Here is a 26,997-nt window from a genome sequence, read left to right on the forward strand (position 1 = left end):
GACAGGCCTTGTGCATGAAAAAGCCCGCTGTAGCGGGCCTGGGTGACGTAGCGTTTAGAACAGCTCGATATCGCCGGTGTCGCTGCCGTTGCCACCGCCGGCCAGCTGCATTTCGCTGGGGCGTGCGCGGGTGCGGCGCTGGTCGTTCCATTGCTTTTCATGCATGTGCAGGCGGCTGAGGCTGTTGCGTAGCTTGGCGGCCAGGTTGCGTAGGTCGTCCGGCGACACCGCGTGGATGCGGCTGCAGTCCAGTGCATCCTGGTTCAGCTGGATCAGGATGTCGCCAGATGATTTGGAGTCGAGTACCGCTTGAGCCTGCATGCTGACCGCGTTGCCGATTTCGCTGGCCGAGGCATTGATCTCGCTGATGGAGCGGGTGATGTTGTTCAGCTTTTCGCGCGAGGTATCGGCGTGGGTGGCGGCAAAACCGGCACGCTCCAGCGAGGTGGTCATGGCACCGACCACCTTTTCGGTACCGCGCTGCACGTCGCCCATGATGTTCTGTACCTGCTGGGTGGCTTCCTGCGTGCGGTGTGCCAGCTTGCGTACCTCGTCGGCTACCACGGCAAAACCCCGGCCGGATTCGCCGGCGCGAGCAGCTTCAATGGCAGCATTCAGCGCCAGCAGGTTGGTCTGGTCGGCAATGTCCTTGATGGAGGCCAGAATGCCGCCGATATTGCCGGATGCCTGTGCCAGGGCGCGTACGTCGCGGGTGGCTTCCTCCAGCATGCTGGCGACGTCGGTCACGCCATTGATCACGATCAGCGTGGCTTCGCGGCTTTCGTTCATGTCCTGCTCGGCGTGCTGCGCTGCAGCGGTAATTTGTTCCAGGTCCACGCGCAGGCGTTCTGCTTGCTCTATCATGCGGGAAATGGCGCCAATCAACACTTGGCCGTGGCTGGATTGCAGCAGGTTTTTCTGCAGGATGGCGCTGTAGGTGTCGGTCAGCTCTTGCGACATGGGTATCAGCCGCGCACTGGAGCTCAGTACCTGGGTAAAGATATCGTCCAGTTCGTCCATCAGCTGGTTAAAGTGGCGGCTGCAGCCTTCCCAGTCCGGGCTGGTGGCCAGGTCCAGTGTCTTGCTAAAGTCGATAGGCTCTTGTTTAAGCGACTGCAAGTGCCGGCGAAAGGTGCGGGCAGGTCTGATGAAGTGTTTCTGGATGCGCCATGCCAGCGTGGCCACCACGGCCAGCCCGGTCAACAGACCACCCAGCAGACCGGCCATGCTGTTTTCGGGTAATAACAGACAGAGCGCAGGAATCAGTAGCAGCGGGATAAATGCAGGTGCAATCAGACGAATCAGCGTAGCTTTCATGTTCTTCTCGGTATGGCTGATGCCACGGTTGTACTGCCAGTGTAAGTCAACACTGTTTGGCGAATGTGACACATGATTTTATGCAAAGTATACCCTTGTACACGTAGGGTTTTGAAAGCAAATGAGCAGGTATTTTGAAGATGCAGACGTTTTTTCACTGGATGATGCGCGGGGTGGGCGACCACTTCGCCAGCCGTGAGGTGCAAGAGGCGGTAGACCTGCTGATTGCCGAGGTGGAGCCCAAGGTAAAACTGCTACCCGGCGGCCGGCGCCAGCTGCGCCGCGGGGTGAAACATATGCTGGCACAGCTGCAGGAGGTTGGCCGCTTGCTGCCCGCGCCGCTGGACCTGAGTCCTGCAGGCTATAGCAGTGACCGGCGCGTGGGTTTGCTGTTTGCCTCGCCGCAAAGCCTGTGCGATAGCCTGCGCGCCAGCGACGCCATCCGTGCGCACCTGGCCAGCCCGCAGTCGCCCGAGCAGCTGCAGGTCATGCTGGTGATGCAGCTGAACGAAGAAACACGGCTGGGTAGCCAGCTATTGCCCGATGGCAGCGTGCGCAGCGACGTGCCACAGCGCGTGCTGTGCTTTGAGCGGCACCGGTTTATTGCTGCCAGCGCGCAGCGCGACGAGCTGTTGCGCGTATCACGCCAGCAAGCCTATGGCTTGCTGTGCCGCAATCTGGCGTATGGCATCAGCCAGGCCGAAAGCGAGCGCCGCCTGCTGGAAGTAGAGCGTCGTGCCTTGCAGTTACAGCTGCAGCACAAAACCAATGTGCTGAACGCCGAGGCGCTAAACCTGCACGGCAGCATGACCCCGGCGCAAATGGCCGAGCGCTTGGCGCAGGTGGAGCAGGCGCTGGCAGCATCGCAGCTGGTGGCATCGCTACAGGGCAAGCTCAGGTTGATACGGCAGGTGATCGAGTCGCCGGATGATTTTGTACACGCCAGCTTGCAAACCGCCTGGGTAGACCGCATGGGCGTGGTGCTGTCGCCTGCCGAGGGTGGCCAGCAGCTGGACTACGCCAATATCGACATGGGTTATCTGCAGAAGCGCCGCCGAGTGGTGTTTGCGGCCAACCTTAGCCGCAGTGACCTGCGCGAGTGGCAGCAGCGCTGGCCCGCGCTGGAAAGCTAGCCGCCACACACGATCAGCGGCACCTGCATCTCCGCCGCCGATAGCCCGCCATGGTTGCCCAGCAACGGCGGGCGTTTTTCATCGTTGTTCACCATGTGCAGCAGCCCCCAGTTGTCCTTCATCAGCAAGACAAAATCACCGGCGCGCTCGGCCAGCAGCGGGTGGTGCGGCGGCGGGCCAAACCAGCCGTACGCGATGACATCTTCGGCGGGCAAGCACCACGCAATATGGCCCAGCGTGTGTTCGAACACGGTACGGAAGGCCTGCGCCATACCGGGTTTGACATGGCAGATGGCCGCCCGCGGCTCGCCGCTGAGCGGCTGGCGCAGCAGCGCTGCCAGCGTAGGGTAGTCGTTCAGGAATAGCAGGCGTTCTGGCGGGATATCGATCTGGCCATGGTCGGCGGTAATCACCAGTTTGCAGTTGGCCGGTAGCGTGGCGGCCAGCTCTGCGCAATGTTGCTGCAGGCGTGCCAGCAGCGCCTGGGCTTTGGGGTGGGTGGTGCCTTTGCCGTGCATCAGCGAATCCAGGTCGGGGATGTAGGCGTAGACAAACTTGCGCTGCGGCGTGGCGGCCAGGGTGGCCAGGCTGGCAAACAGCTCGGCGTAAGTGCGCCACGGCAGGTGCTGCGCTTGGCCGCCGTGGTGGCGGGTGTAGTGCGAGTCGGCAATGTACTGCGGCTGCAGTACATACTGCTGCCGGCCCTGGCCCTGCAGCGCGGATGGCCGGCTGTAAAGCCGCGCGGCCAGGGTGTCGCTATCGGGTACCTCGCCACTGGCCCAGTGGCTGCGTAGCGGCAGCGGGGTGGCAATGCAGCCTGCCTCCGGCGCCCAGACGTGCCACGCCAGCAGGCTGTGCTGGCTGGGCGGCAGGCCGGTCATCAGCGTGGTAATGGCCGCCGTGGTGGTGCTGGGGAAGACCGACGACAGCGTGGCGCATTGCTGCCGCTGCAGCCAGCCGCCGGGTGCCAGGGCGTTCAGCTGGGCGCAACCCATGCCATCGATCAGCAGCAGGATGACCGTATTGCAGTCATCCAGATCGTCCAAGGCAGGGTGCTGCAGCGGCGGGCAGCCGGTATGGCCATGCAGGCGCGCGGCCAGGTTGGCCAGGCTGTGCTGGTAATCGGGTAGCTGGCACTGCGCCAGCAGGCTGTCGGGCAAGGGGCTCACTGTTGTGCTTTCGTGCATGTGTTTATAGTGTGGGTTTTACCTTGTCTGGCGGGTTTTGTAAGCATCATGAGTGATTTGCGTGTGAGCTGTACCGAGTGCGGCGCCTGCTGTTCGGCGTTTCGCGTGTCTTTCCACCGCAGCGAGTTGGCCGCAGACGACCGCCCCGGCGTACCCGCCGACATGGCCGTGCACGAGGTGGGCAATACTTGGCGCATGGTAGGCACCGACGACAGCGCCGCCAACGGCCAGCCACCACGCTGCGTGGCGCTATGCGGCACCGTAGGTAAAGCGGTGAGCTGCAGCATCTACGACCAGCGTCCGTCACCCTGTCGCGAATTCGGCGCGCTGGCTAGCGTCGGCATCTACGAAGCAGCCTGTAACCGCGCCCGCGCCCGCCACGGCCTGCCACGGCTGCAGGTGGACGATAGCTGGTAAGCCATAGTGGCAGTGCGCCCCCGTGCCACCGGATGGCATGAGAACATCATGCATGCAGGCCGGCTATATTGAGAGAGCTGACGCGCGTTTGCAGCGCTTGGGTCGGCTTGCCCACTGAGCACTGCCGCGGAATCTTATCAGGATTGAACGACACGCTATGAATCCAGGCTCAAGCAAACAATGGCAGCAGTGGTTGTGGTCTTGGCTGCAGATGGGCGTGGATCCGGCGCTAAGCGGCGCATTGCGCAGGCGGCAGTACATCACCAATGCCGTGCCTGTGCTGGTATTGACGATGGTGTTGTTCTACAGCTTGCTGTTTGCATGGCTGGGCAATGCGGCACTGGCTACCCTCAGCCTGAAGATGATGGCCATTCCGCTATTGGGCATGGCCTGGTTCTACTGGCTGCAGCGCCGCGGCCAACCGCCGCACTACTGGAAAGCCTGCCTGATCTGCCAGGCTACAGTGCTGGCTGGCATTCTGGGTGGCCAGGGTACGCAGATCGGTGGCCATCACTACTTCCTGTTCTTTTTCCTGACCACGCCGCTGGTGGTGCCCACCCACGACAAGCGGGGCATGGCCATCGTCTGTCTGGTCTGCATCAGCTGGTTCTGCCTGTTCGAGTGGTTCTCCTGGCCGGCCAGCCCCGCGGTGCAGGCGCTGGGGCCGGCCACCATCAAGCTGCTGTACCTGAATGTGTTGCTGTCCGGCACGTTAGTCTTGTTCATTGCCCTGCTGGCTGGCGATTACTTTTCCGAGGCGCTGGAGCGTCGCATCCAGCAAATGGCCAGTACCGATGAGCTGACCGGTCTGGCCAACCGCCGTGTTTTCTACCAGACGCTGGCGCAATGGCAAACCGCTTACCACGTAAAGCAGCGGCCATTCTGCGTGGCTATCCTGGATATTGATCATTTCAAGCACATCAACGATACCTATGGCCACGAAGCTGGCGATCAGGTGCTACGCGCCTTGTCTGCGTTGTTGCAGCAAGGTGCGGGGTACGAAGACCGAGTCTGTCGTATTGGTGGTGAGGAGTTCGCCATCTTGTTGGCTGAGCGTACGCTGGAGCAGGCTCATCTGGCGTGTGAAGCGCTGCGGCAGCGCATTGCTGCTGCGCCCTTGCGGGCTGGCAATGCCACGCTGGCGGTAACCGTAAGCTTGGGGCTGGGTCAATGGCATGCCAGTCAAAGCGAGGCAAGCTTTCTCGCCGGCATCGACAGGGCTCTCTATGCCGCCAAGCACGCGGGACGTAACGCAGTACACCTCCATCACGCCACGGCTTCTCAGACAGCATCGCCACCGTAGTGTGGGCGTAAGCCCTTATGTCGCAACGCGCTTGCCTAGGCGGGTTGGCCGCATGGAGTCGTGGCGGGCAGCTACAAGTAGCGCGCAACCAGTTGCTGGCCGCAAAAACAAACCCCAGCCAGCAGGCTGGGGTTTTTCGTGGCGACAAGTGCAGGACTAGCTGTACGCCAGGCTCAGGTGGTTGTCCCACTTCACCGGGAAGCGCTGGCTGCGGCGCGGGTCGATTTGCAGGGTCTGGCTGTCTATCCACACGATCTCGCCCAGCTCATTGCTGGTGACAAAGTAGCGCTGATCGCGGCTGAGGGCGATGCCGGCTGGCTTGCTGAGCGCTACGTGGCCCAGGTAGCTGCCGCTGCCGTCCCAGAACACCACGGCGTCGCCTTTGGTGGCGGTGCAGGCGATGCGGTTGGCGCCGGCGGCTACGCTGGCGGCGTAGCCATTGCTGGCCAGTGCCAGTGCGTCGGGTGTGTCCAGCAGGCGCAGGCCTTGTTCGGCGTTCCAGATGGCGGCCAGCGGGGCGGCGCCGTCGCCTTCGTACTGCAGCGCTACCGCGAAGTCGCGGGTGTTGATGCGGGCCAGGTGGCGCAGCGACAGGCGCTTGTCGTCCAGCACGTAGCTGGCGATGCTGCGGCCTTGTGCCGGGTCCACGATGTCGATCTGCGGCTTCATATTGTTGCGGTTGAGCTTGATGCGGCCGCTTTCCGGCAGGGTGAGGATGCCGCCGTTGGCCACCAGGATGTTGCCGTCGTCCAGCGCCTTGAGCTCGTGCGGGCCGATGCCGCCGCTGGGCATCTCGCGCAGTGGCTGTAGCGTTTGCGCATCGCGTACGGTTAGCAGGCCGTTGCCGCTGTCGATGTCGTTGTCGGTGGTGTACAGCTTGCCGTGCGCCAAGATGCCGTGGCCAAAGCCGTGGCGATTGTCCGGGTAGTCGTACCACGCTAGCTGCTGGCCGCTACGCCAGTTGAAGCGGGCGATCTGGTAGCCGGGGCGGCGGGCGAATACCAGACATTCGCCGGGGCGCGCCGGGTCCAGCGCCAGGTGGTGGCCGCGCTCGGGCAGGGTGAGCTGGCCGCTGGCACCGGCCAGGCCGGCGCGGTGCTGGTTGCGGCCAACGTCGCAGGCCGAGATGATGGCCGGCTGGTCTGGTTCGCCAGCCCAGCTGCGCAGCGGCAGGGCCGCCAGGGTGAGGGCGCCGGCTTGCAGCAGCTGGCGGCGGGTTAGCTTAGTCGCCATCGGATTCATTAAAGCTCAGGGTGATGTCCAGGGTGTGCGCTACCGGGCCTTCTATCTGGGCCAGCAGTTTTTCCAGGGCTTGTGCGGCGGGCTTTTCGCGGCCGCTGTTGCCGTTTTTCGCCAGGTTTTCCGGCAGTTTGTCCAGTGCTTCCGCAACGGCCAGGGTGGCGTCTTGCAGGGCTTTGGCTTGGGCAGGCTGGCCTTTGGCTTGCAGCAGGCTGTTAACACCAGGCTGGCCTGCATTGCCGACAAGCACGGCTTGCAGCAGGCTGAACTGGGCTTTCAGCAGGGCGCGGCCTTCGCCGCTGCGCTGTGCATTGACCAGCTCGGGCTTTTGCTGCGGCAGGCGCGAGATTTCTTTATGCATCTCGTTGACGCCCGCCAGGGTCAGATTGATGACTTCTTCCAGCGGCTGGCTGGCGTTGGCGTATTGGGCGCCGGCTTGGCCGCTGCGACTCAGGTTGGCCGCAAAGTCTTGCCAGGCTTGCGCCAGTGCCGGGGTGTGGCTGGCAATTTCCTGGCCGTTTTGTTGTAGCCAGGCGCAGCGTGCGGCATCGCCCAGGTTTTTCTGCTGTGCAAACAGCTGGTATTCGATGGCGGTAAAGCCTTTGGCGGCGGCACCGGCTTCTTCGTAGCTGTCTTTGCTACGGCCCAGGTTTTCGCTGACGGCTTGTTCGATCAGCGCCGGGCGTGCGGGTTTGAAGGCGATCACGCGCTGGCTGCGCAGCTCGGCGGTGGGGCCCCAGTTCAGCGGGGCGACGGCCATCCAGCTGCGGTAGCTTTGCCGCCATTGCTCGCGGGCGCTGGCCAGGTTGGCCGCACTATTGTCCTGGCACAGCTGTGTCAGGCTGTGGCTTAGCGCTTGGCTTTGCTGGCTAAGGGCGGTGTAGCGGGGTAGCAGGGTGTGGCGGGCCAGGCTGTCGATGAAGCTTTGCTCGGCACTGGTGGCGTGAGCTAGTGGCGCGGCCAGTAGCAGGGTGGCCAGCAGGGTGCGTGACATGCGGTTTCCTTTGTGTGTGCCGGGCCCGTGCGCCGGGCCCGGCTGGTACGGTACGTGGTGGCCTTACAGCGAGTTCAGGAAGCGCAGTACGGCCTCACGGTCGGCTTTGCTGAAGCTGGCAAAGCGCTGTTTGGCGGCTTCGGCTTCACCGCCGTGCCACATGATGGCTTCGGTCAGGTTGCGTGCGCGGCCATCGTGCAGGTACTGGGTGTGGCCGTTGACATCCACGAACTGGCCAATGCCCCATAGTGGCGGCGTTTTCCATTCGCGGCCGTCGGCCAGACCATCCGGGCGATTATCCGCCAGGCCCGGGCCCATGTCGTGCAGCAGCAGGTCGGTATAGGGGCTGATTTTCTGGCCGGAGACTTCTGGCAGGCCAGCCAGCTTGCCGGTGGTGTAGCTTGGCGTGTGGCAGGTGGTGCACTGTGCCTGGTTGAACAGCAGCTTGCCGCGGCGTACTGCCAGGGTATCGGCATCGCGCTGCGCGGGGACGGCCAGCGTGCGGCTGTAGAAAATAACGGCGTCCATCTTGCTGGCGTTGATTTCCGGCTTGCCACCGTGCGGGGCTTTCAGGCAGTCGCGCTGCGATGGCATGCATTCTTCTTTGGGGAATTTGGGCGAGGTAATGCCGATATCGCCATTGAACGCACCGGCAGATTGGTGGGCGATGGTCGCTACGTTGGCTTTCCAGCCAAAGCGGCCCAGCAAGGTTTTGCCTGCGTAGGCGTCGTGCACGTAGTTTGGCTTGCCGCTGATGCCCTGGCCTGCTGCGGCCTGGGCTTTGGCGTTGGCCAGGATGTCTTTTTCGCTAATGGCTTCCAGTAGGCCCAGGCCGATCATTTGCGGGGCGATGCGCGGCGAGATCTGTACTTGCGGGTGCAACGGGCCGTAGCCCAGTTCGGTGAGCTGGTAGGTGGGCTGGCGCAGGCTGTAGCTTTCGCCATCGGCAAAGCGCCCGGCTTGTTCGGTGTAGCTGATGGCAATCTTGCCTTCCGGTTTTACCCCGGGAATGGCGTCGTTATTGAACTGGCCGCCGTAGTTGGGCTCTGGCAGGGTGCTGCCATTTTTGCCGGGGATAGACAGGCGGAACAGCAAGGCCAGTGGTTGTTCGGCTTGCAGGCCGTTTTCAAAATTGGGGGTGGCGCCGCGGCCGTCCAGTGCATGACAGGCACCGCAGGAGCGGGCGATGAAGTGTGGCCCCAGGCCGTCGCGCGCCGTGGTGGACGATGGCGCTTCTACCCAGGCTTTCTTGAAGAAAGAGTTACCGATGAAAAACTGCGTCTGGCGGTCGCTGGCCATGTTGGCCGCAGGCAGCGAGAAAGCATTACGGCCAACTTCGTAGACGGTAGTGTTGCCACCCAGTTTTTCGTCACCGTCCTGATAGGGGGCAACTTCTTGTGCGGCAGTAAAGCCCAGCGTGCCGAGGATTGCAGCCGTGCCACCCAGCGTGGCTGCAAGGGAGAGATATTTCTTTTGCATGGTGTTTTCCGGTCAATGCAAATACCCGCCTGCGGCTGCAGGCGGGGTGGTGGGTGGTGGTGAGTACGGCTTAGCCGTTAACGTTCAGTTTCTTGATACCCAGTGCTTTGGCGGCTTCTACCAGGCTGCCGGCCTGCTTTTTCAGCGCGGCAACCGTGGCTTGTACGCGGCTGCGGCCTTCTTTTTTAACGATTTCCTGGTCAAATGGTGCCTGAATGCCTTCTGCGGCTTTCAGGGTGGCATCCATGTCGGTGGTCACACGCTCGGCTGCCTTGCTGTTGCTGGCGGCAACCAGGTCGCGCAGGCTGGCACCTTTTACCACGCTGCCGTCTACGCGCTTGTATTCACCCAGCCACACGTTCTGGATGCCTTTGGCGTTGTTGATCACGTCGCGGTGGGTGTTGTCGGAGAAGCAGCTGTGCTCGTCTTCCTGGTTGCGGCTATCCAGAGCCACCTCCATGCGCTCGCCAGCCAGCTCGGCACGCGACAGTACGCCAATGCCCACCATGATCTGGCGGATGGCGTCCGGGTTTTTGGCAAACTTGGCGCGGTAGTTGTTGCTGCCCGGCTTCCACTGGCTGGCAACGCTGGCCAGGTCGTCTACCAACAGTTCGGCGGCCACTTTCAGGTATTCGCGGCGGCGGTCGGCATTGGGGGCTTTGCCGTCGACAAAGTCGGTAAAGCTGCGTTTGCCTGGGCCGGCCACATCGAAATCCTGGCCCCACAGCAAGAATTCGATAGCGTGGTAGCCGGTGGAGACGTTTTCTTCACCGCCACGCTCGTTCAGCGACGACAGCTTTTCTTTGGTAATGGCGACTTTGCGGTTATTGACGATACCGGCGTTCGGCTTGCCTTTTACGCTATCAATATAAGCCTCGTCCAGTGGCCAAGCGTTGATCTGGCCTTCCGGGCCTTTGGCGTCGTCGATCGGGCCGCCGTAAAAGCGGAAGGCTTCGGTTTGGCCGTACGGCTCGCGTGCGGCCAGCCAGGCTTTGCGTGCTTTGGCCAGGGTGTCTTCGGACGGGGCGGCGACAAAGGCATCGACCGCCGCTTTCAGTTCACGCGCGCCCTGCAGCGAATCTTCGTAGCTGGCAAAAACGATCTGGCTATAGGTTTCTACTACACTGGCGCGGTTTACGTCGGCAGCGAAGGCGGCCGGGGCGAGCAGGGCAGAACCAAGGGCGAGTGCAAGCAGGGTTTGGCGCATGAAAGTGAGTCTCTTTATTGGTTGTAAAAAGTAGTATTGATGATAAGTATTATCATTTGAGTAGTCAATCGGCACTTGCCGCCGTTTTATTTTGCGCCAAGCGTGCTTTTTGCTGGTGCGGCGCTGGGTGATGTGCTGCCTTCGTGGTATCCTTGCGCCCCTTTTTTGCACAGTGACCCGTCACCGTTACATGCGAGACCCCTGCGATCACTACACTATCGACCTGATTGGCGGCACCCGCGCCAAGCCCGGGCGCAAGCCGCTGGGCGAGCGTGCCATGACGCCTGCCGAGCGCAAGCGCCGTAGCCGCGAGCTGCGCCGCAACCGTTTGCAGGAGCTATCGGTAACGGTAGAGCTGTCGCGGGACGCACAAAAGGCGCTGGATAAAATGATCGAATGGTGGGGGGTGAGTAAGAAAGAAGCCATCAACCGTGCCATGCTGATTGCCTGCCAGTCGCAAACCGGGCGCACGGGTACACTGTTCGAATTTGACGCCGAGTTTCTGCTGCCGCAGCCAGTGAAAAAGCGCAGCCGTAAAAAAGCCGAGTAAGCCGTGTGCTAGCAAAAAAGCCAGTCGATCGTGACTGGCTTTTTTATTGCTGTTTCTCATTGCTGCGTGGTGATGGCTTAATCGTTTTGCTCCGTTGTGCTGCCTGCCGGGATGGCTGGCAGGTTTTGCATGGCGGCGTGGCGGGCGTCGTCTTCGCTGTGCAGGTAGCGCCGCGTGGTTTGTATGCTGCAGTGGCGCAGGTTCTGGCTCACCATCAGCAGGCTGATGCCGGCGTCCAGCTGGTGCGTGGCGGCGGTGTGGCGCAGCCAGTGCGTGCTGGCTTGCTGCAAGGTTGGCCGCATGGCGTCGGGGGCCTGCTCGGCGGCGCGTTGCAGGATTTCCTTGATCAATAGATACAGCGCCTTGTCGCTAATGCCTTGCTGTGCGCCGCGGCCATCGCCCAGGCGGCACAGCAGTGGCGTGTCTTCCTGGTTGGCGGGTAGCGGACTCAGGCCCAGGTGCTGCCGGTAGCGCTGCAGGGCAGTCAGCAGCGGCGGGCTCACAGGAATGTCGCCGGTGCCGGTTTTGCCGTGCACGCGCCACCACCAGTTGCCGCGTTTCTGATGCATATCCCCCATGCGCGCTGTGCTAGCCTCGCTGCGGCGTGCACCGCTGTAGTACAGCAGGCTGAATGCCCAGATGGCACGCTCGCGGTGAGCGACCTGGCGCGGCGAGTCTGCCGGGAGTGTCTGCAGGGTATGGCAGATGTGGGCCCAGCAGTCGGCGTCAAAAAAGCGGCCGTTCTCTACGGTGCGGCGCTGCCGCGGGGCTTTGTGTAGCCGGAACGGGTTGCCGTTAAGGTGGCCGGCATGATTCAGATAGCTGTACAGCCCGCCCAAGATGGTAAAGGCGTGGTCGATGCTGCTGGCGGAGAGCGGGCCGGTGAGGGGGCGCCATTGCGGGTGGCTGCGCGGCACGGCGGGGCCTATCCATTGCTCTGCAGGGTGGGGGTGAGCCAGAAAACGCCGGTAGTCGTGTACGTCTTCCCGTTTTACCTCGGCCAGGCCTTGCTGCCGGCTATTCAGCCAGAGCAAAAAGCGCTCGGCTTCTTTGCGGTAGCTGCGCAGGGTGGCGGGGCGTTGGGCGTATTCCGCCAGCCAGACCAGTACCGCTTCGGTGTCGCTGTGTGCGCTGATCAGGCTGTTTTGCGGGGTAGGGGCAAGTGCGGGCAGCAATTTTTCAGCTTTCTTTGGTAAAAATTTCCGATAAGTATAATTATCGGAAAAGTAATTGGCAAATCATTAAAAAATACATGTAATACGTAATAAAAATAATATACAGAAAAGGGTATAATGCGTAAAAATCAGGAGGAATTTATGGATATCTATGCGCGCATCCGTCAGGTGGCATTTGATATGGTGTCTGAGGGGGAGTGGCCTACGGTGGTAGAGGTGAGGGCGCGGCTGGGCACCGGCTCGAATACCACCATCAACAACACGCTAAAGCAGTGGCGGCAGGAGTTTCTGTCACGCATGGCCACCAGCGTACGCCGGCCGGACTGGCCGCCAGCGCTGGCAGATGCATTTGGCCAGCTATGGCAAAAGGCCTGCGATGTGGCGGAGGAGAACCTGGCCACACTGCGTGAGGAGGTTAATCTCAAGCTGGAGCAGGTGGTGGCCGAGTTGGCCGCAGCGCAGCGCGAGCTGGATGCACGGGCCGATCAGTTGACCAGCCTGTCCGGCGAGCTGGCACAGCAGCGCGAGCTGGCGCAGCAAGCTCGGCAGCAGCTAGCCGAAGAGCAGGGGCGGCGGCAGGCGCTGGAAGAAAGCCTGTCCGGCCTGGCGGCGTCGCTGGATGAGGCGCGTGCGCAAACATTAATGCAGCAAAAAGAGGCTGATGAGCGCGTGGCGGCGCTGGAGGCACGCCAGGAAGCGCGTGTGCAGCAGCTGGCTACCGAAGCGGCGCAGCGCGAGGCGCTGGCGTACGAGCGCTTTGAGGGTATGCGCGTGCGCTTGTACGAGCAGGTGGAGGAAGAGCGTACGCAAATGAAGCAGCGCACGCAGTTGCTGGAGCAGCAGTTGGCCGCATCGCAGCAGCAGCTGGAGGCGCAGCGCAAGCAGCAGCAACAATGGCAAGCCGATAGTGCGCGCGAGCTGGGCAAGGCGGCGGCCATGCAAGAGGCGGCGGCGCAGCGCGAAGCGCAGCTGCAGCAAGCTTGCCAGCAGTGGCAGCAGGCCGATGCGGCGCGGCAGCAGCAGCTGATGGCACTGGCCGGTGAGGCATCTGCCTTGCGCACCGAGCTGCAGATTGTGCGCGAGCAGCGCATGCCACAGCTGCAGCAATGGCTGTTGCTGCATCGCGAACAGTTGGCCGCACTGCCAGCGGACGAGGCGGCAGCGCAGCTGGCGGGGTGGCTGGGCTTGTTAGCCGAATAGGCGGCTAAAGCGGGCGCAGATTTGCTCCAGTGCGACGCGGTCGTCGTCGTCGAACGACGCCAGCTCGATGGAATCGACATCCAGCACGGCACGTACGGTGCCGGTCTGGTCTAGTAGTGGTACCACGATTTCCGAGCGCGACAGCGATGAGCAGGCAATATGGCCGGGAAAGGCATCCACATCCGCTACCACCAGTGTGGTGGCTTGCTGCCAGGCGCTACCGCACACGCCTTTGCCTTTGCGAATGCGCGTGCAGGCAATGGGGCCCTGGAAGGGGCCGAGTACCAGCTCGTCGTTCTTCACCAGATAAAAGCCGGTCCACAGCCAGCCGAAAGTGTGATGTATGGCGGCGGCTGTGTTGGCCATGGCGGCGATCAGGTCGTCTTCGCCATCAATCAGGGCAAAGGCCTGCGGTAGCAGGGTAGCGTAGCGTTCGGCCTTGGTCTGGCCGTCGATGATCAGGTTTTCAGCCACGGATCGAGTCCTTGTTAAAAGCAGGGAGGGCGGGCAGCATAACAAAAAAGCCGCCGGCTGTGCCGCCGGCTTTTTTGTTTCATGCACGGTGAGGCAGGTGCACAACAATGGCCAGCTTGGCTTTGCGGGCGGCGGTGTTGTCGTTGCGGGGCGTCTGGCGGATGGGGCTTGGTGGGTGCAAAAAAGCCGGGGTGGAGCCCCGGCTTTTTGTCTGCCTGCGGGCAGGCTTACATCATGTGCTGGCCGCCATTGATAGCAAAGTCGGCACCGGTAATGAAGCCTGCGATGTCGCTGGCCAGGTAGTTCACCAAGCCGGCAATTTCTTCTGGCTGACCCAAGCGGCCAACCGGGATCTGGGCAATGATCTTGTTGCGTACGTCTTCCGGTACCGCCATCACCATGTCGGTACCGATATAGCCTGGGCTGATGGTGTTGACGGTAATGCCTTTGCGCGCCACTTCTTGCGCCAGTGCCATGGTGAAGCCGTGCATGCCAGCTTTGGCGGCAGAGTAGTTGGTCTGGCCAAACTGGCCTTTCTGGCCATTGATGGACGAGATGTTGATGACGCGGCCAAAGCCACGCTCCAGCATGCTGTCCACTACCGGTTTGCATACGTTGAACAGGGAGTCCAGGTTGGTGCTGATCACAGCATCCCAGTCGGCCTTGCCCAGTTTGCGGAAGCTGCTGTCGCGGGTAATGCCGGCATTGTTTACCAGTACGTCTACCGGGCCGATGTCGGCCGTGATTTTGGCGATGGCAGCCTGGCAGGAGTCGAAATCGCTCACGTCGCATTGTACGGCGTGTACCTCAAAGCCCAGGCCTTTCATGTCAGCTGTCCAGGCTTGCTCCTTGCCGGGGCGGCTGTAGGTGGTGACGACGGTATGGCCGGTTTGCGCCAGGGCTTTGCAAATGGCGGTACCGATACCACCCATGCCACCGGTAACCAGTGCGATACGTTTTGTCATGGTGCTGACTCCTTGTCTGTATGTAATGTGGGTACACACATTACCGTTGAAATTTTTCTTCTGGGTGACAGATTAGAGTCAGCATCATGAAATGTAAATGGTGTTTTCCCTTATAGATATTATTTATTTTGCATTTTGGGCGTGAGTCACCAGTTTTTGCAGCAAGGTCAGCCTGGCCGGGGTGATATGGCCCTCGTCACAAGCCTGCTTGATCGCGCAGGATGGCTCCATGCGGTGGCTGCAGTTGTGAAAGCGGCACTGACCAATATAAGGGCGAATTTCCGGGAATAGCGCTGGCAATGTTGTTGCGTCAATGTGGCCCAGACCAAACTCTTGCAAGCCGGGCGAGTCGATCAGGTGGCTTTCGCTATCCAGGTGGTAAAGCGCAGCGTGGGTGGTGGTGTGCTTGCCTGAATCCAGCGCTACGGAAATGTCCCCCACGCGTGCGGCAGCCTCGGGCAGCAGGGCGTTGGTCAGCGTGGACTTGCCCATGCCGGATTGTCCGACAAGTACGCTGGTGTGGCCTTGTAGCAGTGGGCGCAGTTCGGCGGCGCCATCCAGTGCGCTGACCACGGCCAGTTTGTAACCCAGCTTTTCATAAGCTTGCAGCTTGCTTAGCCAGGCGGCTGTTTCTGGCAGGTCGCGCTTGTTGACCAGAATGACCGGCTCGATGTCGGCGGCTTCTGCGGCGAGCAGGCAGCGGTTCAGCAGCTCTTCGTTGGGGCTGGGTACGGCGGCGGTTACAAAGATGATACGGCTCACGTTGGCCGCAATCAGCTTGGTGCGCCAATCGTCCTGGCGATACAGCAGGCTGCTGCGCTCGTCTACCGATTCGATGACGGCTTGTTCGTCATTGATGATACTGAGCTGCACATGGTCGCCGCAGGCAAAATCCACGCGCTTGCCGCGGCTGGTGCAGTCATAGGTGCGGCCGGCGGTTTCTACAATGAAACGGCGGCCGTAGCTGCGGATAATCTGGCCTGGCTGTTTCATGCGCGGGGGAGCAGGGCTTCTGCTTTGGCTGCGCAGATAAAGTCATTCAGCGTCAGGCCGCCAGCGTCGTGGGTGCTGAAGCGCACCACGGCGCGGTTGTAGTGCACCGACATGTCAGGGTGGTGGTCTTCTGCGTGGGCTACCCAAGCGAGTGCATTCACGAATGCCATGGTTTTGTAGTAGTCGTCAAACATGAAGGTTTTGACCAGTTCGATGCCTTCTACGTGCCATTGCGGCAGGTGGCCCAGCAGTTCGCTAACGGTTTGCTGGCTTAGCGGGTGGGCGCCGTGTTGCGCTTCGCAGTGAAGCTCGAGCAGATTCATGTTGTGGTTCCTTGCAGGTGGGCGATACGCAGGCTCGCCGGTGGGTGGGAGTCGTAAAACGCGGAGTGTAGCGGGTCTGGCGTGAGCGTGCTTGCATTGTCACGATAGAGTTTTATCAGGGCGCTTTGCAGGGCGCCTGCCGAGCTGTGAGCTACGGCGTAGCTATCTGCCTGGTATTCCTGATGGCGCGATAGCAGGCTGCCCAGCGGCGCCAGGAAAAAGGTAAAGGCGGGCGCGCACAGTATGAATAACAGCAGCGAGTTGGCCGGGTTGCCCTGGCTGACATTCAGGCCGGTATGGAAAGCGCTGTTGTGCAGTAGCAGGGAAAAGGCTGCCAGGAAAAGCAGCGTGCTGAAAAAGGTCAGTGCCAAGCGGCTGCGGATGTGGCCGTGGTGGAAGTGACCCAGCTCGTGCGCCAGTACGGCTTCAATCTCGTCGGCATCCAGCTGCGTTAGCAGGGTGTCAAAAAACACGATGCGCTTGTTTTTGCCCAGGCCGGTAAAGTAGGCATTGCCGTGGGCGGAGCGACGTGAGCCGTCCATCACAAACAAGCCGTTGCTGGTAAAGCCGCAGCGCTGCAGTAGTGTTTGGATGCGGCTTTGCAATGTGACGTCTTGCAGCGGTGTAAAGCGGTTGAAGCGTGGCGCAATCAGTGTGGGGTAAGCCCAGCTGAGCAGCAGCACAAAGCTGCACCAGGCTAGCCAGAGCCATAGCCAGAAGTACGCGCCGCCGTGCTCTAGCAGCCATAGTGCTGCGGCGAGGAGCGGCGCGCCGATCACGATGCCCAGTAGCAGGCCGCGTAGCAGGTCGGCGGCAAAAAGCGCAGGCGTGGTGCGGTTGAAGCCAAAGCGGCGCTCCAGCACAAAGGTGCGATACAGGGAAAGCGGCAGCCCGGCGCAGCTGCTGGCAAACAGGCATAGGCCGATCGTGGCCATGCCCGCAAGCAGCGTGCTGTCAAACCAGCTGTCAGCCAGCTGTGCTGCCAGGCTGATACCGCCGCCAAAGGTCAGTAGCAGTACGGTGGCGGTGTCGAGTAGCAGGCTGGCAATATGCAGCCGGGTACGGGCGCAGGTGTAGTCAGCCGCTTTCTGGTGGGCTTCCAGGGTAATGCTGTGGGCAAAGCTGGCGGGTAGCTGCTGCCGGTGGTGGCGCACGTGCCGGATCTGGCGGTGTGCTAGCCAGGCTTGTATCGCCAGGCTGCTTAGCAGGGCTAGCAGGGTGGCCCATGAAAATGCATTCATCAAGTGCGTTTGCCCTGTGTGGGTAAATATCAGAAAATGGCTGAATTTTGAAAGAAGCTCATTATGCCGCAAGAACCGACACACCTCATCTGGCTGGACATGGAAATGACCGGCCTGAACCCGGATGGCGACCGCATTATAGAGGTAGCCATGATCATCACCGATAGCCAGCTGAATGTGGTGGCCGAGTCGCCGGTGATTGCCGTGCATCAGTCTGATAGCGTGCTGGATGCCATGGATGACTGGAACAAGAACACCCACGGCAAGTCTGGTCTGGTGGCTCGCGTCAAGGCATCCACTGTCAGCGAGGCGCAAGCCGAGCAGGTATTGCTGGCATTCTTGCAGCAGCATGTACCGGCGGGCAAATCCCCCATGTGCGGCAACTCCATTTGCCAGGATCGCCGCTTCATGGCGCGCTGGATGCCAAACCTCGAGGCGTATTTCCATTACCGCAACCTGGATGTTTCCACCCTGAAAGAACTGTGCAAGCGCTGGCGGCCAGAGCTGGCCAAAGGTGTGGTGAAGAAGGGCAAGCACGAGGCGTTGGCCGATATTCTGGAGTCCATCGAAGAGCTGCGCTACTACCGCGAACATTTCCTGAAAGTGTAATGCCTGCCCATGTCTACCGACCGTACCTGCATTAACGAGCAGCCCGTCTGGGCCCGCCTGCATCAGCACCAGCGCGCCACGCGCCATCTGCACATGAAAGAGCTGTTTGCGCAGGATCCGCAGCGTTTTGACCGCTATTCCCTGCAGCTGGATGGCCTGATGCTGGACTACGCCAAAAACCGTATTACCGACCGCACGCTGGAGCTGTTGCAAGAGCTGGCCCAGGTAGCAGACCTGCCTGGCTGGATGCGCAAAATGCGTGCCGGTGAGCGTATCAATATCAGCGAGAAGCGCGCTGTACTGCATAGCGCCTTGCGTTTGCCAGCGCATGCCAGCCTGCCGCTGGATGGCGAGGATGTTGTGCCGCAGGTGCATGCGGTGCTGCAGCGTATGGCAGCCTTTGCGCAGCGGGTGCGTTCGGGGGCGTGGCTGGGCTTTAGCGGCCAACGTGTGCGCCAGGTGGTGAATATCGGTATTGGCGGCTCAGACCTGGGGCCGCTGATGGTGGCCGAGGCGCTCAAGCCCTATGCCGACCCGGCGCTGACTTTCCATTATGTGTCCAATGTGGACGGGCAGCATCTGGCGCAAGTGCTGCAGCAGTGCGATGCCGCTACCACGCTGTTTATCGTGGCATCGAAATCGTTTGCCACGCCGGAAACCCTGTTGAATGCCCAGGCGGCGCGGCGCTGGTTTTTGCAGCATGCGGGCGAAGCGGATATCGCTCGCCATTTTGTGGCGGTATCCACCAATGCGCCTGCGGTGCAGGCATTTGGTATCGATACGGACAATATGTTCGGTTTCTGGGACTGGGTGGGTGGCCGCTATTCCGTGTGGTCGGCGATTGGCTTGCCGGTCATGCTGCAGATTGGTCCAGAGCGTTTTGCCGAGTTTCTGGCCGGCGGCGCGCGGATGGACGAGCACTTCTTTAACACCCCGTTCGAGCGCAATATCCCTGTGCTGCTGGGCTTGATTGGTATCTGGTACAACACCTTCTATGGCGCGCATACGCACGCCATCATGCCTTACGACCACGGCCTGCGCCGCTTGCCGGCACATATCCAGCAGATGGATATGGAGTCCAACGGCAAGCGGGTGGGCCGTTATGGCGAGCAGCTGGATTTTGACACCGGCCCGGTGATCTGGGGCGAGGAGGGGGTGAATAGCCAGCATGCATTCTTCCAGCTCTTGCACCAAGGCACGCGCCTGGTGCCGTGCGATTTCATTATTGCCATGAATACGCACTACCCGGTGGGTGATCAGCACCGGGTGCTGGTGGCCAACTGCTTTGCCCAGACCGAGGCGCTGATGCGCGGCAAGACCGAGGCGGAAGTGCTGCAAGAGCTGAGCCATATCAGTGGCGACGAGCTCGATATGCTGCTGCCGCAGAAACTGTTCCCGGGCAACCAGCCCAGCAATACCATCGCGCTGGACAAGGTAACGCCCTACAACCTGGGCATGTTGCTGGCCATGTACGAACACAAGGTGTTTGTGCAGGGGGTGATCTGGGGGGTGAACTCGTTTGATCAGTGGGGCGTCGAGTATGGCAAGCAATTGGCCAGCCGTTTGCTATCCGAGCTGGAGGCAGGGCAAGTCGCGGCTCACGATGCCTCTACCCGCGGCTTGATGCGTCATTTTATGGAGCGCAACCATGCATCTGCATGAGCTGGCGGCGCAGCTGGGCCAACAGTTGGCCGCAGCAGGGCAGCGTGTGACGGTAGCCGAGTCCTGCACCGGCGGCGGCGTGGCGGCAGCGCTGACCGCCATTCCTGGCAGCTCTGCCTGGTTCGATCTGTCTGTGGTGACGTATAGCAACGAAGCCAAGCAGCGTTTGTTAGGCGTGCCGCAGGCAACATTGCAGGCGCACGGTGCTGTGAGCTTGCCGGTTGCTGCTGCCATGGCGGAAGGGGTGCGTGCGCTGGCCGGGGCCGACTGGGCCATGGCGGTTACCGGCATTGCGGGCCCAGGCGGCGGATCGGCAGAAAAGCCGGTAGGAACCGTATGTTTTGCCGTGGCGCATGCGGCTGGCACGCAGACGCGCTGTTGTCATTTTGATGGCGACCGTGATGCAGTGCGTGCTCAGGCGGTTGTGTGGGTGCTGGACTTTTTGCAGAGCTGTCTTTCCGGACAGGGCGCGGTGCAATCGCAATAAAAAATGCTTTTTGTGTGCTGTTGGTGTGATATTTATGCAAAAACGCAGGTGTCGCACCGTGCGGCTATGCGTATAATCACGCCCCTGCTCGCATAATTGAGGCAGGCCCGTTGGCGCTAATGCGACGGTAAGCCTGCTTTACTAATATGTTGGCCGTGTGTAGCGGCAAGATTATCGCTACTATGAGTCAGCCACTTTACAGACACGACGTTGGGAGAGACATCTCATGCAAATTACCAAGAAAAAGAGCCTGGCTGTTGCTGCTGCAACCCTGATGGCTGCGGCTTCATCCAGTTTTGCCTTTACCCCTGCCGTGGTCTACGACCAGGCTGGCAAGTTTGACAAGAGCTTTAACGAAGCAGCCTACACCGGCGCCGAACGTTTCAAGAAAGCCACTGGTGTTGCTTACCGCGAAGCGCAGATCGCTAACGAAGCACAAAAAGAACAAGTGCTGCGTAACCTGGCGCGCAAGAACGTTGACTTGGTCATTGCTGTTGGTTTCTCCTTTACCCAGGCTGTACAGACCGTTGCTGCTGAATTCCCGAAAGTGAAATTCGCCATCGTGGATGATGTGGCCAAAGGTGAAAACGTACAGTCGGTGATCTTCAAGGAACAGGAAGGCTCCTACCTGGTGGGCATGGCGGCTACCCTGGCGTCCAAATCCAAAAAAGTGGGCTTCATCGGTGGTATGGATGTGCCGCTGATTCGTGCTTTCGGCTGTGGCTATACCCAGGGCGCCAAGGCAGCCGATGCCAAGGTCGAGGTGGTATCCAACATGACCGGCACCACCCCGCAAGCGTTTAACGACCCGGCACGCGGTGGCGAGCTGGCTCGCAGCCAGTTTGACCGTGGCGTAGACGTGGTATTCCACGCCGCCGGCGGTACCGGTATGGGCGTGCTGCAAGCTGCCAAAGACAAGAACAAACTGGGTATCGGTGTGGATTCCAACCAGAACCACCTGTTCCCGGGCTTTGTGCTGACCTCCATGCTCAAGCGCGTAGACAATGCTGTTTACCAGCTGATGCTGGATGGCCAGAAAGGCACCTGGAAGCCAGGCGTGGTGACCATGGGCCTGAAAGAGGGCGGTGTGGATTGGGCGCTGGATGCGAACAACCGCAAGCTGATCAGCAAAGATATCGAAACCAAAGTGAACCAGGCCAAGAAAGACATCATTTCTGGCAAGGTAAAAGTGGTTGACTACCGCGCTGGCAATAGCTGCCCGGTAAAATAATGTTGTAATCGTCTGTTTGATCCAGACGACTTGTGCGGCAAGCAGTTCATTCTGCTTGCCGCACTTTATTGTGTCTGCGGTGGCGGTATAGTGAAGCCTGTCGCTGCAGATCGACCCGGCTGCAGCTTGGCCCGGGAGGGGTAGGTCCCCGTGTGCTGCTTGGCAGGCTTGCCATGCGGCCCGCCGGGGGAGGTGGCCAGCCGGGCTGGCTACTGTCTGATTATCGCGTTTCGCGTGGCGCGTGCGGCAAGCAATACCCTGCTTGCCGCGCTTTGTTGTGCCTGCCGTATGCAGGGCGCTATATGGAAACGGCATTTTAACCGAGAGCGAGATCACTATGGCCGAATTAGCCATCGAGCTCATTGGCGTGAACAAACACTTCGGTGAAGTGCATGCCAATAAGAACATTACTTTCGGAGTTCGCAAAGGTACCGTTCACGGCATTATTGGCGAGAACGGTGCCGGCAAATCCACACTGATGAGCATCATCTACGGCTACTATCAGGCGGATTCCGGAACGATCAAGATTAACGGCAAGGCCGTGCGCATTCGTTCGTCGCATGCGGCTATTGGCCTGGGCATTGGCATGGTGCATCAGCATTTCATGCTGGTAGACCCGTTTACCGTGCTGGAAAACATTGTGCTGGGTGCTGAAGGCGGCGTGACGCTGGAGGGCAGCCTGGCTGCCGCGCGTACCCATCTGCAAAAGCTGAACCAGGACTACGGCCTGCAAGTTGACCCGGACGCGATTGTGGGCGAGCTGGGGGTGGGCACGCAGCAGCGCGTGGAGATCCTGAAAACGCTGTATCGCGGTGCCGATGTGCTGATTCTGGACGAGCCCACCGCCGTGTTGACACCGCAAGAGGCGGACGATCTGTTCCGCATCCTGCGCTTGCTGCGCGACCAGGGCAAGACGGTGATCCTGATTACGCACAAGCTGCGCGAAGTGCTGGATATCACCGATGATGTCACGGTTATGCGTGCTGGCGAAATCGTGGGTCAGGTACGCACCGCAGATGTTACCAAGGAAGACCTGGCCGACCTGATGGTTGGCCGCAAGGTGAACATGCACCTGGACAAGGCCGCTGCCGTGCCGGGCAAAAAGGTGCTGAGCGTCTCCGGCCTGAACCTGGTAGACAGCCGTGGTGTAGCGCTGCTGAAGGATATCGGCTTTGACCTGCATGCTGGCGAGATCGTGGGTATTGCCGGTGTGTCCGGCAATGGCCAGTCCGAGCTGCTGGAAGTGCTGTCCGGCATGCGCGAGGCCACGTCTGGCTCGGTGCAGTTCAAGGGCATGGAGCTGGCGACGCTGAAAACCCGCGAGCCGAAGGCGGCTGCCTACCGCAAGCTGGGGATTGCCCATATTCCGGAAGACCGTTCGCGCGAGGGCATGGTGAAGGACTTCATGACCTTCGAAAACGCTATCCTGGGCTATCACGATGACCCGAGCGTGCGTCGTGGCTTCCTGTTTAACCGCAAGGCCATCATCGAGCGCTGCCGTCGTTTCATCGACGAGTTCGACGTACGCCCGGCGCTGACGCACCGCCGTATCGGCCTGTTCTCGGGTGGTAACCAGCAGAAGGTGATTCTGGCGCGTGAAATTCACGCTAACCCGGATCTGCTGCTGATCGGCCAGCCTACGCGTGGCGTGGATATCGGCGCGATCGAGTTCATTCACAAGCGCCTGATGCAGCTGCGTGACGAGGGCAAGGCCCTGCTGCTGGTGTCGGTGGAGCTGGACGAGATCATGGCCTTGAGTGACCGCATTATCGTGATGAACGGTGGTGCCATTTCCGGCGAGCTGCCGGCGGCTGAAGCCACCGCCACCTCGCTGGGTTTGTTGATGGGGGGACATAAATGAGTCAGCCAGCCAATATGCCGCGCTGGGCCAGCCTGTGGCTGATGCCGCTGCTGAACCTGTTTGCGGCACTGTTTGTATCCGGCCTGGTGATTGCACTGATCGGCGAAGACCCGGTGGAGTGCCTGAAACTGATGATTAACGGTGCATTTGGTTACCCGGAAGGCATCGGCTACACGCTGTTTTACACCACCAGCTTTATTTTTACCGGCCTGGCGGTAGCGGCAGCGTTTCATGCCGGCCTGTTCAATATCGGCGGCGAAGGCCAGATGTATCTGGCCGGCCTGGGCGTGACCCTGGTGTGCTTGCAGTTTGATTACTTGCCGGCGTATGTGGTGATTCCGCTGGCCATGTTGGCCGCCATCCTGTTTGGCGGGGCGTGGGCGCTGGTGCCGGGCTATCTACAGGCCAAGCGTGGCAGCCACATTGTGGTCACCACCATCATGTTTAACTTTATTGCCAGCTCGCTGATGACCTGGCTGCTGGTCGACAAGCTGCGCATGGAAGGCTCGCAAACACCGGCTACCCGCGAGTTCGCCCAGAACGCCTGGGTGTCCATGCTGCACGAGCTGTTTGCGCCCTTGGGTGTCGAGCTGCCCAATACACCGCTGAATGCCAGCTTCTTCCTGGCGCTGATCGCCCTGGTGCTGTTTTACCTGGTGGTGTGGCATAGCCCGAAAGGCTTTGTGACCCGTACCGTGGGCCTGAACGAAAAAGCCGCCCGCTATGCCGGTATCCCGGTAGATAAGGTGATTATCGCCGTAATGTGCGTATCGGGTGCCTTGGCTGGCCTGGCGGCCATCAACGAGCTGCTGGGCTCGACCCACCGCATGAATATGGGCTTTACCAACGGTATCGGCTTTGTCGGTATTGCGGTGGCGCTGATGGGGCGTAACCACCCGGTAGGTATCCTGCTGTCGGCGCTGTTGTTTGGCGCGCTGACGCAGGGCGGCCTGGACTTGTCGTTCGAGAAGCCGGCCATTACACGCGAGATGATCATCTTTACCCAGGGCTTGATCATCCTGTTCTGTGGTGCGCTGGAAAACCTGTTCCAGACCCCGCTATCGGCTGCGTTCAAACGCATGCTGAAGAACCAGTAAGGAGCACAGCATGGACATGATTTTTAGTGTGCTGGATGCCACGCTGCGTGTGAGTACCCCGCTGGTACTGGCGGCGCTGGCCGGTTTGTTCTCCGAGCGCTCCGGTGTGGTAGACCTGGCGCTGGAAGGCAAGATGTTGGCCGCAGCGTTTGCTGCTGCTTGCGTGGCGTATATTGCGCAGTCCCCGTGGGTGGGCTTGGGTGCCGGCATTGCCGCCGGTATGGCGGTAGCCATGCTGCATGGCATGGTGTCGATTACCTATAACGGCAACCAGCTGATTTCCGGCGTGGCCATCAATATGATGGTGTCGGGTGTTACCCCGGTGCTGGCGCTGGCCTGGTTCCAGCAGGGTGGCCGCACGCCTACGTTGTCGGATGAGGCGCGCTTTACCGCCATCGACCTGCCGTTTGCCGATGCCATTGCCCACAGTCCGGCGCTGAAAACCTTCTTTGGCCATAACATTCTGGTGTACCTGGCCCTGCTGCTGATTTTTGTGGTGAGCTGGGTGGTGTACAAGAGCCGCTTCGGCCTGCGTTTGCGCGCCGTCGGTGAAAACCCGCATGCAGCAGATGCGGCGGGTATCAGCGTGAAGGGTGTGCGCTATATGGCTCAGGCCATCGGTGGTGCGCTGTGTGGCGTGGCCGGCGCTTACCTGGTGCTGGCGCAGACCGGCGCCTTTATTCAGGACATGACGGCCGGTAAAGGCTATCTGGCGCTGGCTGCGCTGATCTTTGGCAAGTGGCGCCCGTGGTCTGCCGTGCTGGGCTGCCTGATTTTTGCCTTTACCGACGCGATCCAGATTCGCCTGCAGGGCGTGGAGCTGCCGCTGATCGGCAGCATTCCGGATGCCTTCATCCAGGCGCTGCCATACGTGCTGACCGTGGTATTGCTGGCGGGCTTCATGGGCCGAGCCGTGGCGCCGAAAGCCATTGGCGTGCCCTTTGTGAAATCACGCTAAGTTGGCCGCAAGCCATGACAAAACCCCCTGCCGGTGGCAGGGGGTTTTCTTTTGGCGCCGTGCCGGACGGCCATGCTTGTTCGGCCTTACTGTTTGTCTTTATCGCCCAGCTTGGCGCGCGGGTGGGCGGTGTCGTACACCTTGGCCAGGTGCTGGAAATCCAGGCTGGTGTAGATCTGCGTGGTGGCCAGGTTGGCGTGGCCCAGCAGCTCTTGCACCGCGCGCAGGTCGCCAGAGGATTGCAGCATGTGGCTGGCAAAGGAGTGGCGCAGCATGTGCGGGTGCACGTGCTGTTCGCTGCCGCTGTGCAGCGCCCAGCGTTCCAGCCGGCGCGCCAGTTGGCGGCTGCTGATGCGTACGCCTTTGCTGGAGACAAATAGCGCTTCCTCACCGTCGGCAGCCTGGCGTAGTGGCAGCCAGCGTTGCAGTGCGGCGACCGCCTGTTTGCCGATGGGCAGCATGCGCTCGCGGTTGCCTTTGCCTTGTACTTTTAGCAGGGCTTCGCGCAGATCGATGTCGGCCAGGTTGATCGACACGGTTTCGGACAGCCGCAGGCCAGAGGAGTACATCAGCTCGAAAATGGCGGCGTCACGTATATCGCGCTCGTCCTCGGCGGGGGCGTCCAGCAGCTGCATGGCGCTGTCCACGCTCAGCGTCTTGGGCAGGCGCTGCCCGGCGCGTGGGGCGCGTACGCCAGCGCAAGGGTTGGCCGCCAGCCATTCGCGGCGGATCATCCATTCAAACAAGCTGCGCCAGGTAGACAACATGCGCGCCAGCGTGCGCGGCGACAGGCCGTGGCGGCGCAGCTGGCCCAGGGCTCGCTGGATGGCTGGGCCGTCGGTCTGCTCGGGCTGGCTGCTGCCTAGCAGCTCGGCCAGCTTGGTGAGGTCGCGACGGTAGGCGATGCGGGTGTGCTCGCTGCGTGCGGCCAACCTTAGCTGGTCGTCGTAGGCGTCAATCAGGGCTTGCCAGTGTGCGTCCATTAGCCGCGCCGCATTTTGGCCATTTGCATCAGGCGCTCGAAGAAGTGCATGTCTTGCTCGTTTTTCAGCAATGCACCGGCCATGGGGGGCGGGGTATTGCTGTCGCGGTGCTGTTGCAGCTGCTGTTCGCTAATGCCTTCGCTATCCAGCAGCCTCAGCCAGTCCAGCAGTTCGGAGGTGGTGGGCTTCTTTTTCAGGCCGTTCATATCGCGAATGCCGGTGAACACTTCCAGCGCTTCGCGTACCAGCTGCTGGCGGATGTCGGGGTAGTGCACCTGGATGATTTGTTGCAGGGTGTCGCGGTCCGGAAAGCGGATGTAATGGAAGAAGCAGCGGCGCAGGAAGGCGTCCGGCAGCTCTTTTTCATTGTTCGAGGTAATGATGATGATGGGACGATGGCGGGCTTTGATGAATTCTTGTGTTTCGTGCACAAAGAACTCCATTTGGTCCAGCTCGCGCAGCAGGTCGTTGGGGAATTCGATGTCGGCCTTGTCGATTTCGTCAATCAGCAGGATGGCCTGCTCGTCGCTGGCAAAGGCTTGCCACAGTTTGCCTTGGCGGATGTAGTGGCGGATGTCGTGCACTTTGTCATTGCCCAGCTGCGAGTCGCGCAGGCGCGACACGGCGTCGTACTCGTACAGGCCGTGCTGTGCCTTGGTGGTGGATTTGATCGGCCACACGATCAGCTGTTTGCCCAGTGCGCGGGCAATTTCCTCGGCCAGCATGGTCTTGCCGGTACCGGGTTCGCCTTTTACCAGTAGCGGGCGCTGCAGGGTGATGGCGGCGTTGACGGCCATCATCAGGTCATCGGTGGCAATGTAGTTGTCGGTGCCGTTGAAGCGGGTTGTCATGGTTTAGCCTGTGTGTTGTTATGCATAAATGCAAACAGCCGCCTGGCGGCGGCTGCTGTCG

At 60.9% G+C, this 26,997-nt stretch carries 26 protein-coding genes; 12 read left to right on the forward strand and 14 right to left on the reverse strand.

Going from position 1 to position 26,997, the window contains the following annotated elements:
* Positions 1 to 54: 54 nt before the first annotated feature.
* A complete protein-coding gene (locus ACZ9XP_RS10300) occupies positions 55 to 1,317 on the reverse strand; it encodes a methyl-accepting chemotaxis protein (RefSeq protein ID WP_147682254.1) in 1,263 nt (420 codons plus the stop codon).
* A 140-nt stretch (positions 1,318 to 1,457) separates the two neighbouring features.
* On the opposite strand from ACZ9XP_RS10300, the gene ACZ9XP_RS10305 reads away from it, so the two are divergent.
* A complete protein-coding gene (locus ACZ9XP_RS10305) occupies positions 1,458 to 2,450 on the forward strand; it encodes a hypothetical protein (RefSeq protein WP_465188367.1) in 993 nt (330 codons plus the stop codon).
* On the opposite strand, the gene ACZ9XP_RS10310 is transcribed toward ACZ9XP_RS10305, so the two are convergent.
* Positions 2,447 to 3,619, reverse strand: a complete 1,173-nt coding sequence (locus ACZ9XP_RS10310; RefSeq protein WP_465188368.1) for an alkaline phosphatase family protein — start codon at positions 3,617 to 3,619, stop codon at positions 2,447 to 2,449. The two genes, ACZ9XP_RS10305 and ACZ9XP_RS10310, sit on opposite strands and share 4 nt — an antisense overlap.
* Before the next feature lie 66 nt (positions 3,620 to 3,685).
* Between ACZ9XP_RS10310 and ACZ9XP_RS10315 the strand changes: the two genes are divergently transcribed.
* Together ACZ9XP_RS10315 and ACZ9XP_RS10320 are read left to right on the forward strand one after the other, a co-directional pair.
* Positions 3,686 to 4,054, forward strand: a complete 369-nt coding sequence (locus ACZ9XP_RS10315) for a YkgJ family cysteine cluster protein (RefSeq protein WP_465188369.1) — start codon at positions 3,686 to 3,688, stop codon at positions 4,052 to 4,054.
* Positions 4,055 to 4,211: 157 nt separating this feature from the next.
* Entirely contained in the window at positions 4,212 to 5,357 is a 1,146-nt protein-coding gene (locus ACZ9XP_RS10320) for a GGDEF domain-containing protein (RefSeq protein ID WP_465188370.1), read from the forward strand.
* A gap of 156 nt (positions 5,358 to 5,513) precedes the next feature.
* Here ACZ9XP_RS10320 and ACZ9XP_RS10325 read toward each other — a convergent pair whose 3' ends face one another.
* From ACZ9XP_RS10325 to ACZ9XP_RS10340, 4 genes are all read right to left on the reverse strand, one after another.
* On the reverse strand, positions 5,514 to 6,590 hold the full coding sequence (locus tag ACZ9XP_RS10325; RefSeq protein WP_465188371.1) for a DUF1513 domain-containing protein: 1,077 nt from the start codon (positions 6,588 to 6,590) through the stop codon (positions 5,514 to 5,516).
* A complete protein-coding gene (locus tag ACZ9XP_RS10330; RefSeq protein ID WP_465188372.1) occupies positions 6,580 to 7,590 on the reverse strand; it encodes an imelysin family protein in 1,011 nt (336 codons plus the stop codon). The genes ACZ9XP_RS10325 and ACZ9XP_RS10330 overlap by 11 nt, the downstream gene beginning before the upstream one ends.
* Positions 7,591 to 7,653: 63 nt before the next feature.
* Positions 7,654 to 9,069 carry a di-heme oxidoreductase family protein gene (locus ACZ9XP_RS10335; RefSeq protein WP_465188373.1) on the reverse strand — a complete coding sequence of 472 codons (1,416 nt, stop codon included), beginning with the start codon at positions 9,067 to 9,069 and terminating at the stop codon, positions 7,654 to 7,656.
* 70 nt (positions 9,070 to 9,139) lie between these two features.
* Positions 9,140 to 10,276: an imelysin family protein gene (locus ACZ9XP_RS10340; RefSeq protein ID WP_147682262.1), complete on the reverse strand. Its 1,137-nt coding sequence runs from the start codon at positions 10,274 to 10,276 to the stop codon at positions 9,140 to 9,142.
* A 190-nt stretch (positions 10,277 to 10,466) separates the two neighbouring features.
* Between ACZ9XP_RS10340 and ACZ9XP_RS10345 the strand changes: the two genes are divergently transcribed.
* Positions 10,467 to 10,826 (forward strand): hypothetical protein, encoded by a 360-nt coding sequence (locus ACZ9XP_RS10345; protein WP_017509117.1) that lies wholly within the window; start codon positions 10,467 to 10,469, stop codon positions 10,824 to 10,826.
* Between the two features lie 77 nt (positions 10,827 to 10,903).
* On the opposite strand, the gene ACZ9XP_RS10350 is transcribed toward ACZ9XP_RS10345, so the two are convergent.
* The gene (locus ACZ9XP_RS10350) at positions 10,904 to 12,001 is read right to left on the reverse strand and encodes a tyrosine-type recombinase/integrase (RefSeq protein WP_465188374.1); all 1,098 of its coding nucleotides are present in this window, start codon (positions 11,999 to 12,001) and stop codon (positions 10,904 to 10,906) included.
* Between the two features lie 141 nt (positions 12,002 to 12,142).
* Between ACZ9XP_RS10350 and ACZ9XP_RS10355 the strand changes: the two genes are divergently transcribed.
* Positions 12,143 to 13,201, forward strand: coding sequence for a DNA-binding protein (locus ACZ9XP_RS10355; protein ID WP_465188375.1), 1,059 nt, complete (start codon positions 12,143 to 12,145; stop codon positions 13,199 to 13,201).
* Here ACZ9XP_RS10355 and ACZ9XP_RS10360 read toward each other — a convergent pair.
* The 5 genes from ACZ9XP_RS10360 to ACZ9XP_RS10380 all read right to left on the reverse strand — a co-directional run bounded on the left by ACZ9XP_RS10360 (position 13,190) and on the right by ACZ9XP_RS10380 (position 17,197).
* Positions 13,190 to 13,675 (reverse strand): GAF domain-containing protein, encoded by a 486-nt coding sequence (locus tag ACZ9XP_RS10360; protein ID WP_465188376.1) that lies wholly within the window; start codon positions 13,673 to 13,675, stop codon positions 13,190 to 13,192. The two genes, ACZ9XP_RS10355 and ACZ9XP_RS10360, sit on opposite strands and share 12 nt — an antisense overlap.
* A gap of 227 nt (positions 13,676 to 13,902) precedes the next feature.
* Positions 13,903 to 14,640 (reverse strand): beta-ketoacyl-ACP reductase, encoded by a 738-nt coding sequence (phbB, locus tag ACZ9XP_RS10365; RefSeq protein WP_147682266.1) that lies wholly within the window; start codon positions 14,638 to 14,640, stop codon positions 13,903 to 13,905.
* Between the two features lie 123 nt (positions 14,641 to 14,763).
* On the reverse strand, positions 14,764 to 15,633 hold the full coding sequence (gene rsgA / locus ACZ9XP_RS10370; protein WP_465188377.1) for a ribosome small subunit-dependent GTPase A: 870 nt from the start codon (positions 15,631 to 15,633) through the stop codon (positions 14,764 to 14,766).
* The gene (locus ACZ9XP_RS10375; RefSeq protein WP_465188378.1) at positions 15,630 to 15,956 is read right to left on the reverse strand and encodes a 4a-hydroxytetrahydrobiopterin dehydratase; all 327 of its coding nucleotides are present in this window, start codon (positions 15,954 to 15,956) and stop codon (positions 15,630 to 15,632) included. Before ACZ9XP_RS10375 ends, rsgA begins: the two co-directional genes overlap by 4 nt.
* The gene (locus tag ACZ9XP_RS10380) at positions 15,953 to 17,197 is read right to left on the reverse strand and encodes a M48 family metallopeptidase (RefSeq protein ID WP_206211084.1); all 1,245 of its coding nucleotides are present in this window, start codon (positions 17,195 to 17,197) and stop codon (positions 15,953 to 15,955) included. The genes ACZ9XP_RS10375 and ACZ9XP_RS10380 overlap by 4 nt, the downstream gene beginning before the upstream one ends.
* 63 nt (positions 17,198 to 17,260) lie before the next feature.
* Between ACZ9XP_RS10380 and orn the strand changes: the two genes are divergently transcribed.
* The 7 genes from orn (at position 17,261) to ACZ9XP_RS10415 (ending at position 25,102) form a co-directional block, all read left to right on the forward strand.
* Positions 17,261 to 17,806, forward strand: a complete 546-nt coding sequence (gene orn / locus ACZ9XP_RS10385) for an oligoribonuclease (RefSeq protein WP_147682270.1) — start codon at positions 17,261 to 17,263, stop codon at positions 17,804 to 17,806.
* Between the two features lie 9 nt (positions 17,807 to 17,815).
* A complete protein-coding gene (pgi, locus tag ACZ9XP_RS10390) occupies positions 17,816 to 19,468 on the forward strand; it encodes a glucose-6-phosphate isomerase (protein WP_147682271.1) in 1,653 nt (550 codons plus the stop codon).
* Positions 19,455 to 19,955: a CinA family protein gene (locus ACZ9XP_RS10395; RefSeq protein ID WP_465188379.1), complete on the forward strand. Its 501-nt coding sequence runs from the start codon at positions 19,455 to 19,457 to the stop codon at positions 19,953 to 19,955. Before pgi ends, ACZ9XP_RS10395 begins: the two co-directional genes overlap by 14 nt.
* A 226-nt stretch (positions 19,956 to 20,181) precedes the next feature.
* Entirely contained in the window at positions 20,182 to 21,186 is a 1,005-nt protein-coding gene (locus tag ACZ9XP_RS10400) for a BMP family ABC transporter substrate-binding protein (RefSeq protein ID WP_147682273.1), read from the forward strand.
* A gap of 337 nt (positions 21,187 to 21,523) precedes the next feature.
* Positions 21,524 to 23,047 (forward strand): ABC transporter ATP-binding protein, encoded by a 1,524-nt coding sequence (locus ACZ9XP_RS10405; protein WP_147682274.1) that lies wholly within the window; start codon positions 21,524 to 21,526, stop codon positions 23,045 to 23,047.
* Entirely contained in the window at positions 23,044 to 24,144 is a 1,101-nt protein-coding gene (locus ACZ9XP_RS10410; protein ID WP_465188380.1) for an ABC transporter permease, read from the forward strand. Before ACZ9XP_RS10405 ends, ACZ9XP_RS10410 begins: the two co-directional genes overlap by 4 nt.
* Before the next feature lie 10 nt (positions 24,145 to 24,154).
* Positions 24,155 to 25,102 carry an ABC transporter permease gene (locus ACZ9XP_RS10415; protein ID WP_147682275.1) on the forward strand — a complete coding sequence of 316 codons (948 nt, stop codon included), beginning with the start codon at positions 24,155 to 24,157 and terminating at the stop codon, positions 25,100 to 25,102.
* Positions 25,103 to 25,188: 86 nt separating this feature from the next.
* On the opposite strand, the gene ACZ9XP_RS10420 is transcribed toward ACZ9XP_RS10415, so the two are convergent.
* Together ACZ9XP_RS10420 and ACZ9XP_RS10425 are read right to left on the reverse strand one after the other, a co-directional pair.
* On the reverse strand, positions 25,189 to 26,085 hold the full coding sequence (locus ACZ9XP_RS10420; RefSeq protein ID WP_147682276.1) for a tyrosine recombinase XerC: 897 nt from the start codon (positions 26,083 to 26,085) through the stop codon (positions 25,189 to 25,191).
* Positions 26,085 to 26,936: an AAA family ATPase gene (locus ACZ9XP_RS10425; protein WP_147682277.1), complete on the reverse strand. Its 852-nt coding sequence runs from the start codon at positions 26,934 to 26,936 to the stop codon at positions 26,085 to 26,087. The genes ACZ9XP_RS10420 and ACZ9XP_RS10425 overlap by 1 nt, the downstream gene beginning before the upstream one ends.
* Positions 26,937 to 26,997: the final 61 nt, after the last annotated feature.

Source organism: Vogesella perlucida (assembly GCF_979366545.1).

What these genes read in the sequence shown, in the direction of transcription:
- ACZ9XP_RS10345 (WP_017509117.1), top strand. Translation starts at nt 10,467, where the DNA reads ATGCGAGACCCCTGCGATCACTACACTATCGACCTGATTGGCGGCACC.
- orn (WP_147682270.1), top strand. Translation starts at nt 17,261, where the DNA reads ATGCCGCAAGAACCGACACACCTCATCTGGCTGGACATGGAAATGACC.
- ACZ9XP_RS10380 (WP_206211084.1), bottom strand. Translation starts at nt 17,197, where the DNA reads ATGAATGCATTTTCATGGGCCACCCTGCTAGCCCTGCTAAGCAGCCTG.
- ACZ9XP_RS10315 (WP_465188369.1), top strand. Translation starts at nt 3,686, where the DNA reads ATGAGTGATTTGCGTGTGAGCTGTACCGAGTGCGGCGCCTGCTGTTCG.
- ACZ9XP_RS10405 (WP_147682274.1), top strand. Translation starts at nt 21,524, where the DNA reads ATGGCCGAATTAGCCATCGAGCTCATTGGCGTGAACAAACACTTCGGT.
- ACZ9XP_RS10395 (WP_465188379.1), top strand. Translation starts at nt 19,455, where the DNA reads ATGCATCTGCATGAGCTGGCGGCGCAGCTGGGCCAACAGTTGGCCGCA.
- ACZ9XP_RS10320 (WP_465188370.1), top strand. Translation starts at nt 4,212, where the DNA reads ATGAATCCAGGCTCAAGCAAACAATGGCAGCAGTGGTTGTGGTCTTGG.
- ACZ9XP_RS10330 (WP_465188372.1), bottom strand. Translation starts at nt 7,590, where the DNA reads ATGTCACGCACCCTGCTGGCCACCCTGCTACTGGCCGCGCCACTAGCT.
- ACZ9XP_RS10415 (WP_147682275.1), top strand. Translation starts at nt 24,155, where the DNA reads ATGGACATGATTTTTAGTGTGCTGGATGCCACGCTGCGTGTGAGTACC.
- ACZ9XP_RS10420 (WP_147682276.1), bottom strand. Translation starts at nt 26,085, where the DNA reads ATGGACGCACACTGGCAAGCCCTGATTGACGCCTACGACGACCAGCTA.
- ACZ9XP_RS10425 (WP_147682277.1), bottom strand. Translation starts at nt 26,936, where the DNA reads ATGACAACCCGCTTCAACGGCACCGACAACTACATTGCCACCGATGAC.
- phbB (WP_147682266.1), bottom strand. Translation starts at nt 14,640, where the DNA reads ATGACAAAACGTATCGCACTGGTTACCGGTGGCATGGGTGGTATCGGT.
- ACZ9XP_RS10375 (WP_465188378.1), bottom strand. Translation starts at nt 15,956, where the DNA reads ATGAATCTGCTCGAGCTTCACTGCGAAGCGCAACACGGCGCCCACCCG.
- pgi (WP_147682271.1), top strand. Translation starts at nt 17,816, where the DNA reads ATGTCTACCGACCGTACCTGCATTAACGAGCAGCCCGTCTGGGCCCGC.
- ACZ9XP_RS10305 (WP_465188367.1), top strand. Translation starts at nt 1,458, where the DNA reads ATGCAGACGTTTTTTCACTGGATGATGCGCGGGGTGGGCGACCACTTC.
- ACZ9XP_RS10340 (WP_147682262.1), bottom strand. Translation starts at nt 10,276, where the DNA reads ATGCGCCAAACCCTGCTTGCACTCGCCCTTGGTTCTGCCCTGCTCGCC.
- ACZ9XP_RS10355 (WP_465188375.1), top strand. Translation starts at nt 12,143, where the DNA reads ATGGATATCTATGCGCGCATCCGTCAGGTGGCATTTGATATGGTGTCT.
- ACZ9XP_RS10300 (WP_147682254.1), bottom strand. Translation starts at nt 1,317, where the DNA reads ATGAAAGCTACGCTGATTCGTCTGATTGCACCTGCATTTATCCCGCTG.
- ACZ9XP_RS10410 (WP_465188380.1), top strand. Translation starts at nt 23,044, where the DNA reads ATGAGTCAGCCAGCCAATATGCCGCGCTGGGCCAGCCTGTGGCTGATG.
- rsgA (WP_465188377.1), bottom strand. Translation starts at nt 15,633, where the DNA reads ATGAAACAGCCAGGCCAGATTATCCGCAGCTACGGCCGCCGTTTCATT.
- ACZ9XP_RS10335 (WP_465188373.1), bottom strand. Translation starts at nt 9,069, where the DNA reads ATGCAAAAGAAATATCTCTCCCTTGCAGCCACGCTGGGTGGCACGGCT.
- ACZ9XP_RS10325 (WP_465188371.1), bottom strand. Translation starts at nt 6,590, where the DNA reads ATGGCGACTAAGCTAACCCGCCGCCAGCTGCTGCAAGCCGGCGCCCTC.
- ACZ9XP_RS10400 (WP_147682273.1), top strand. Translation starts at nt 20,182, where the DNA reads ATGCAAATTACCAAGAAAAAGAGCCTGGCTGTTGCTGCTGCAACCCTG.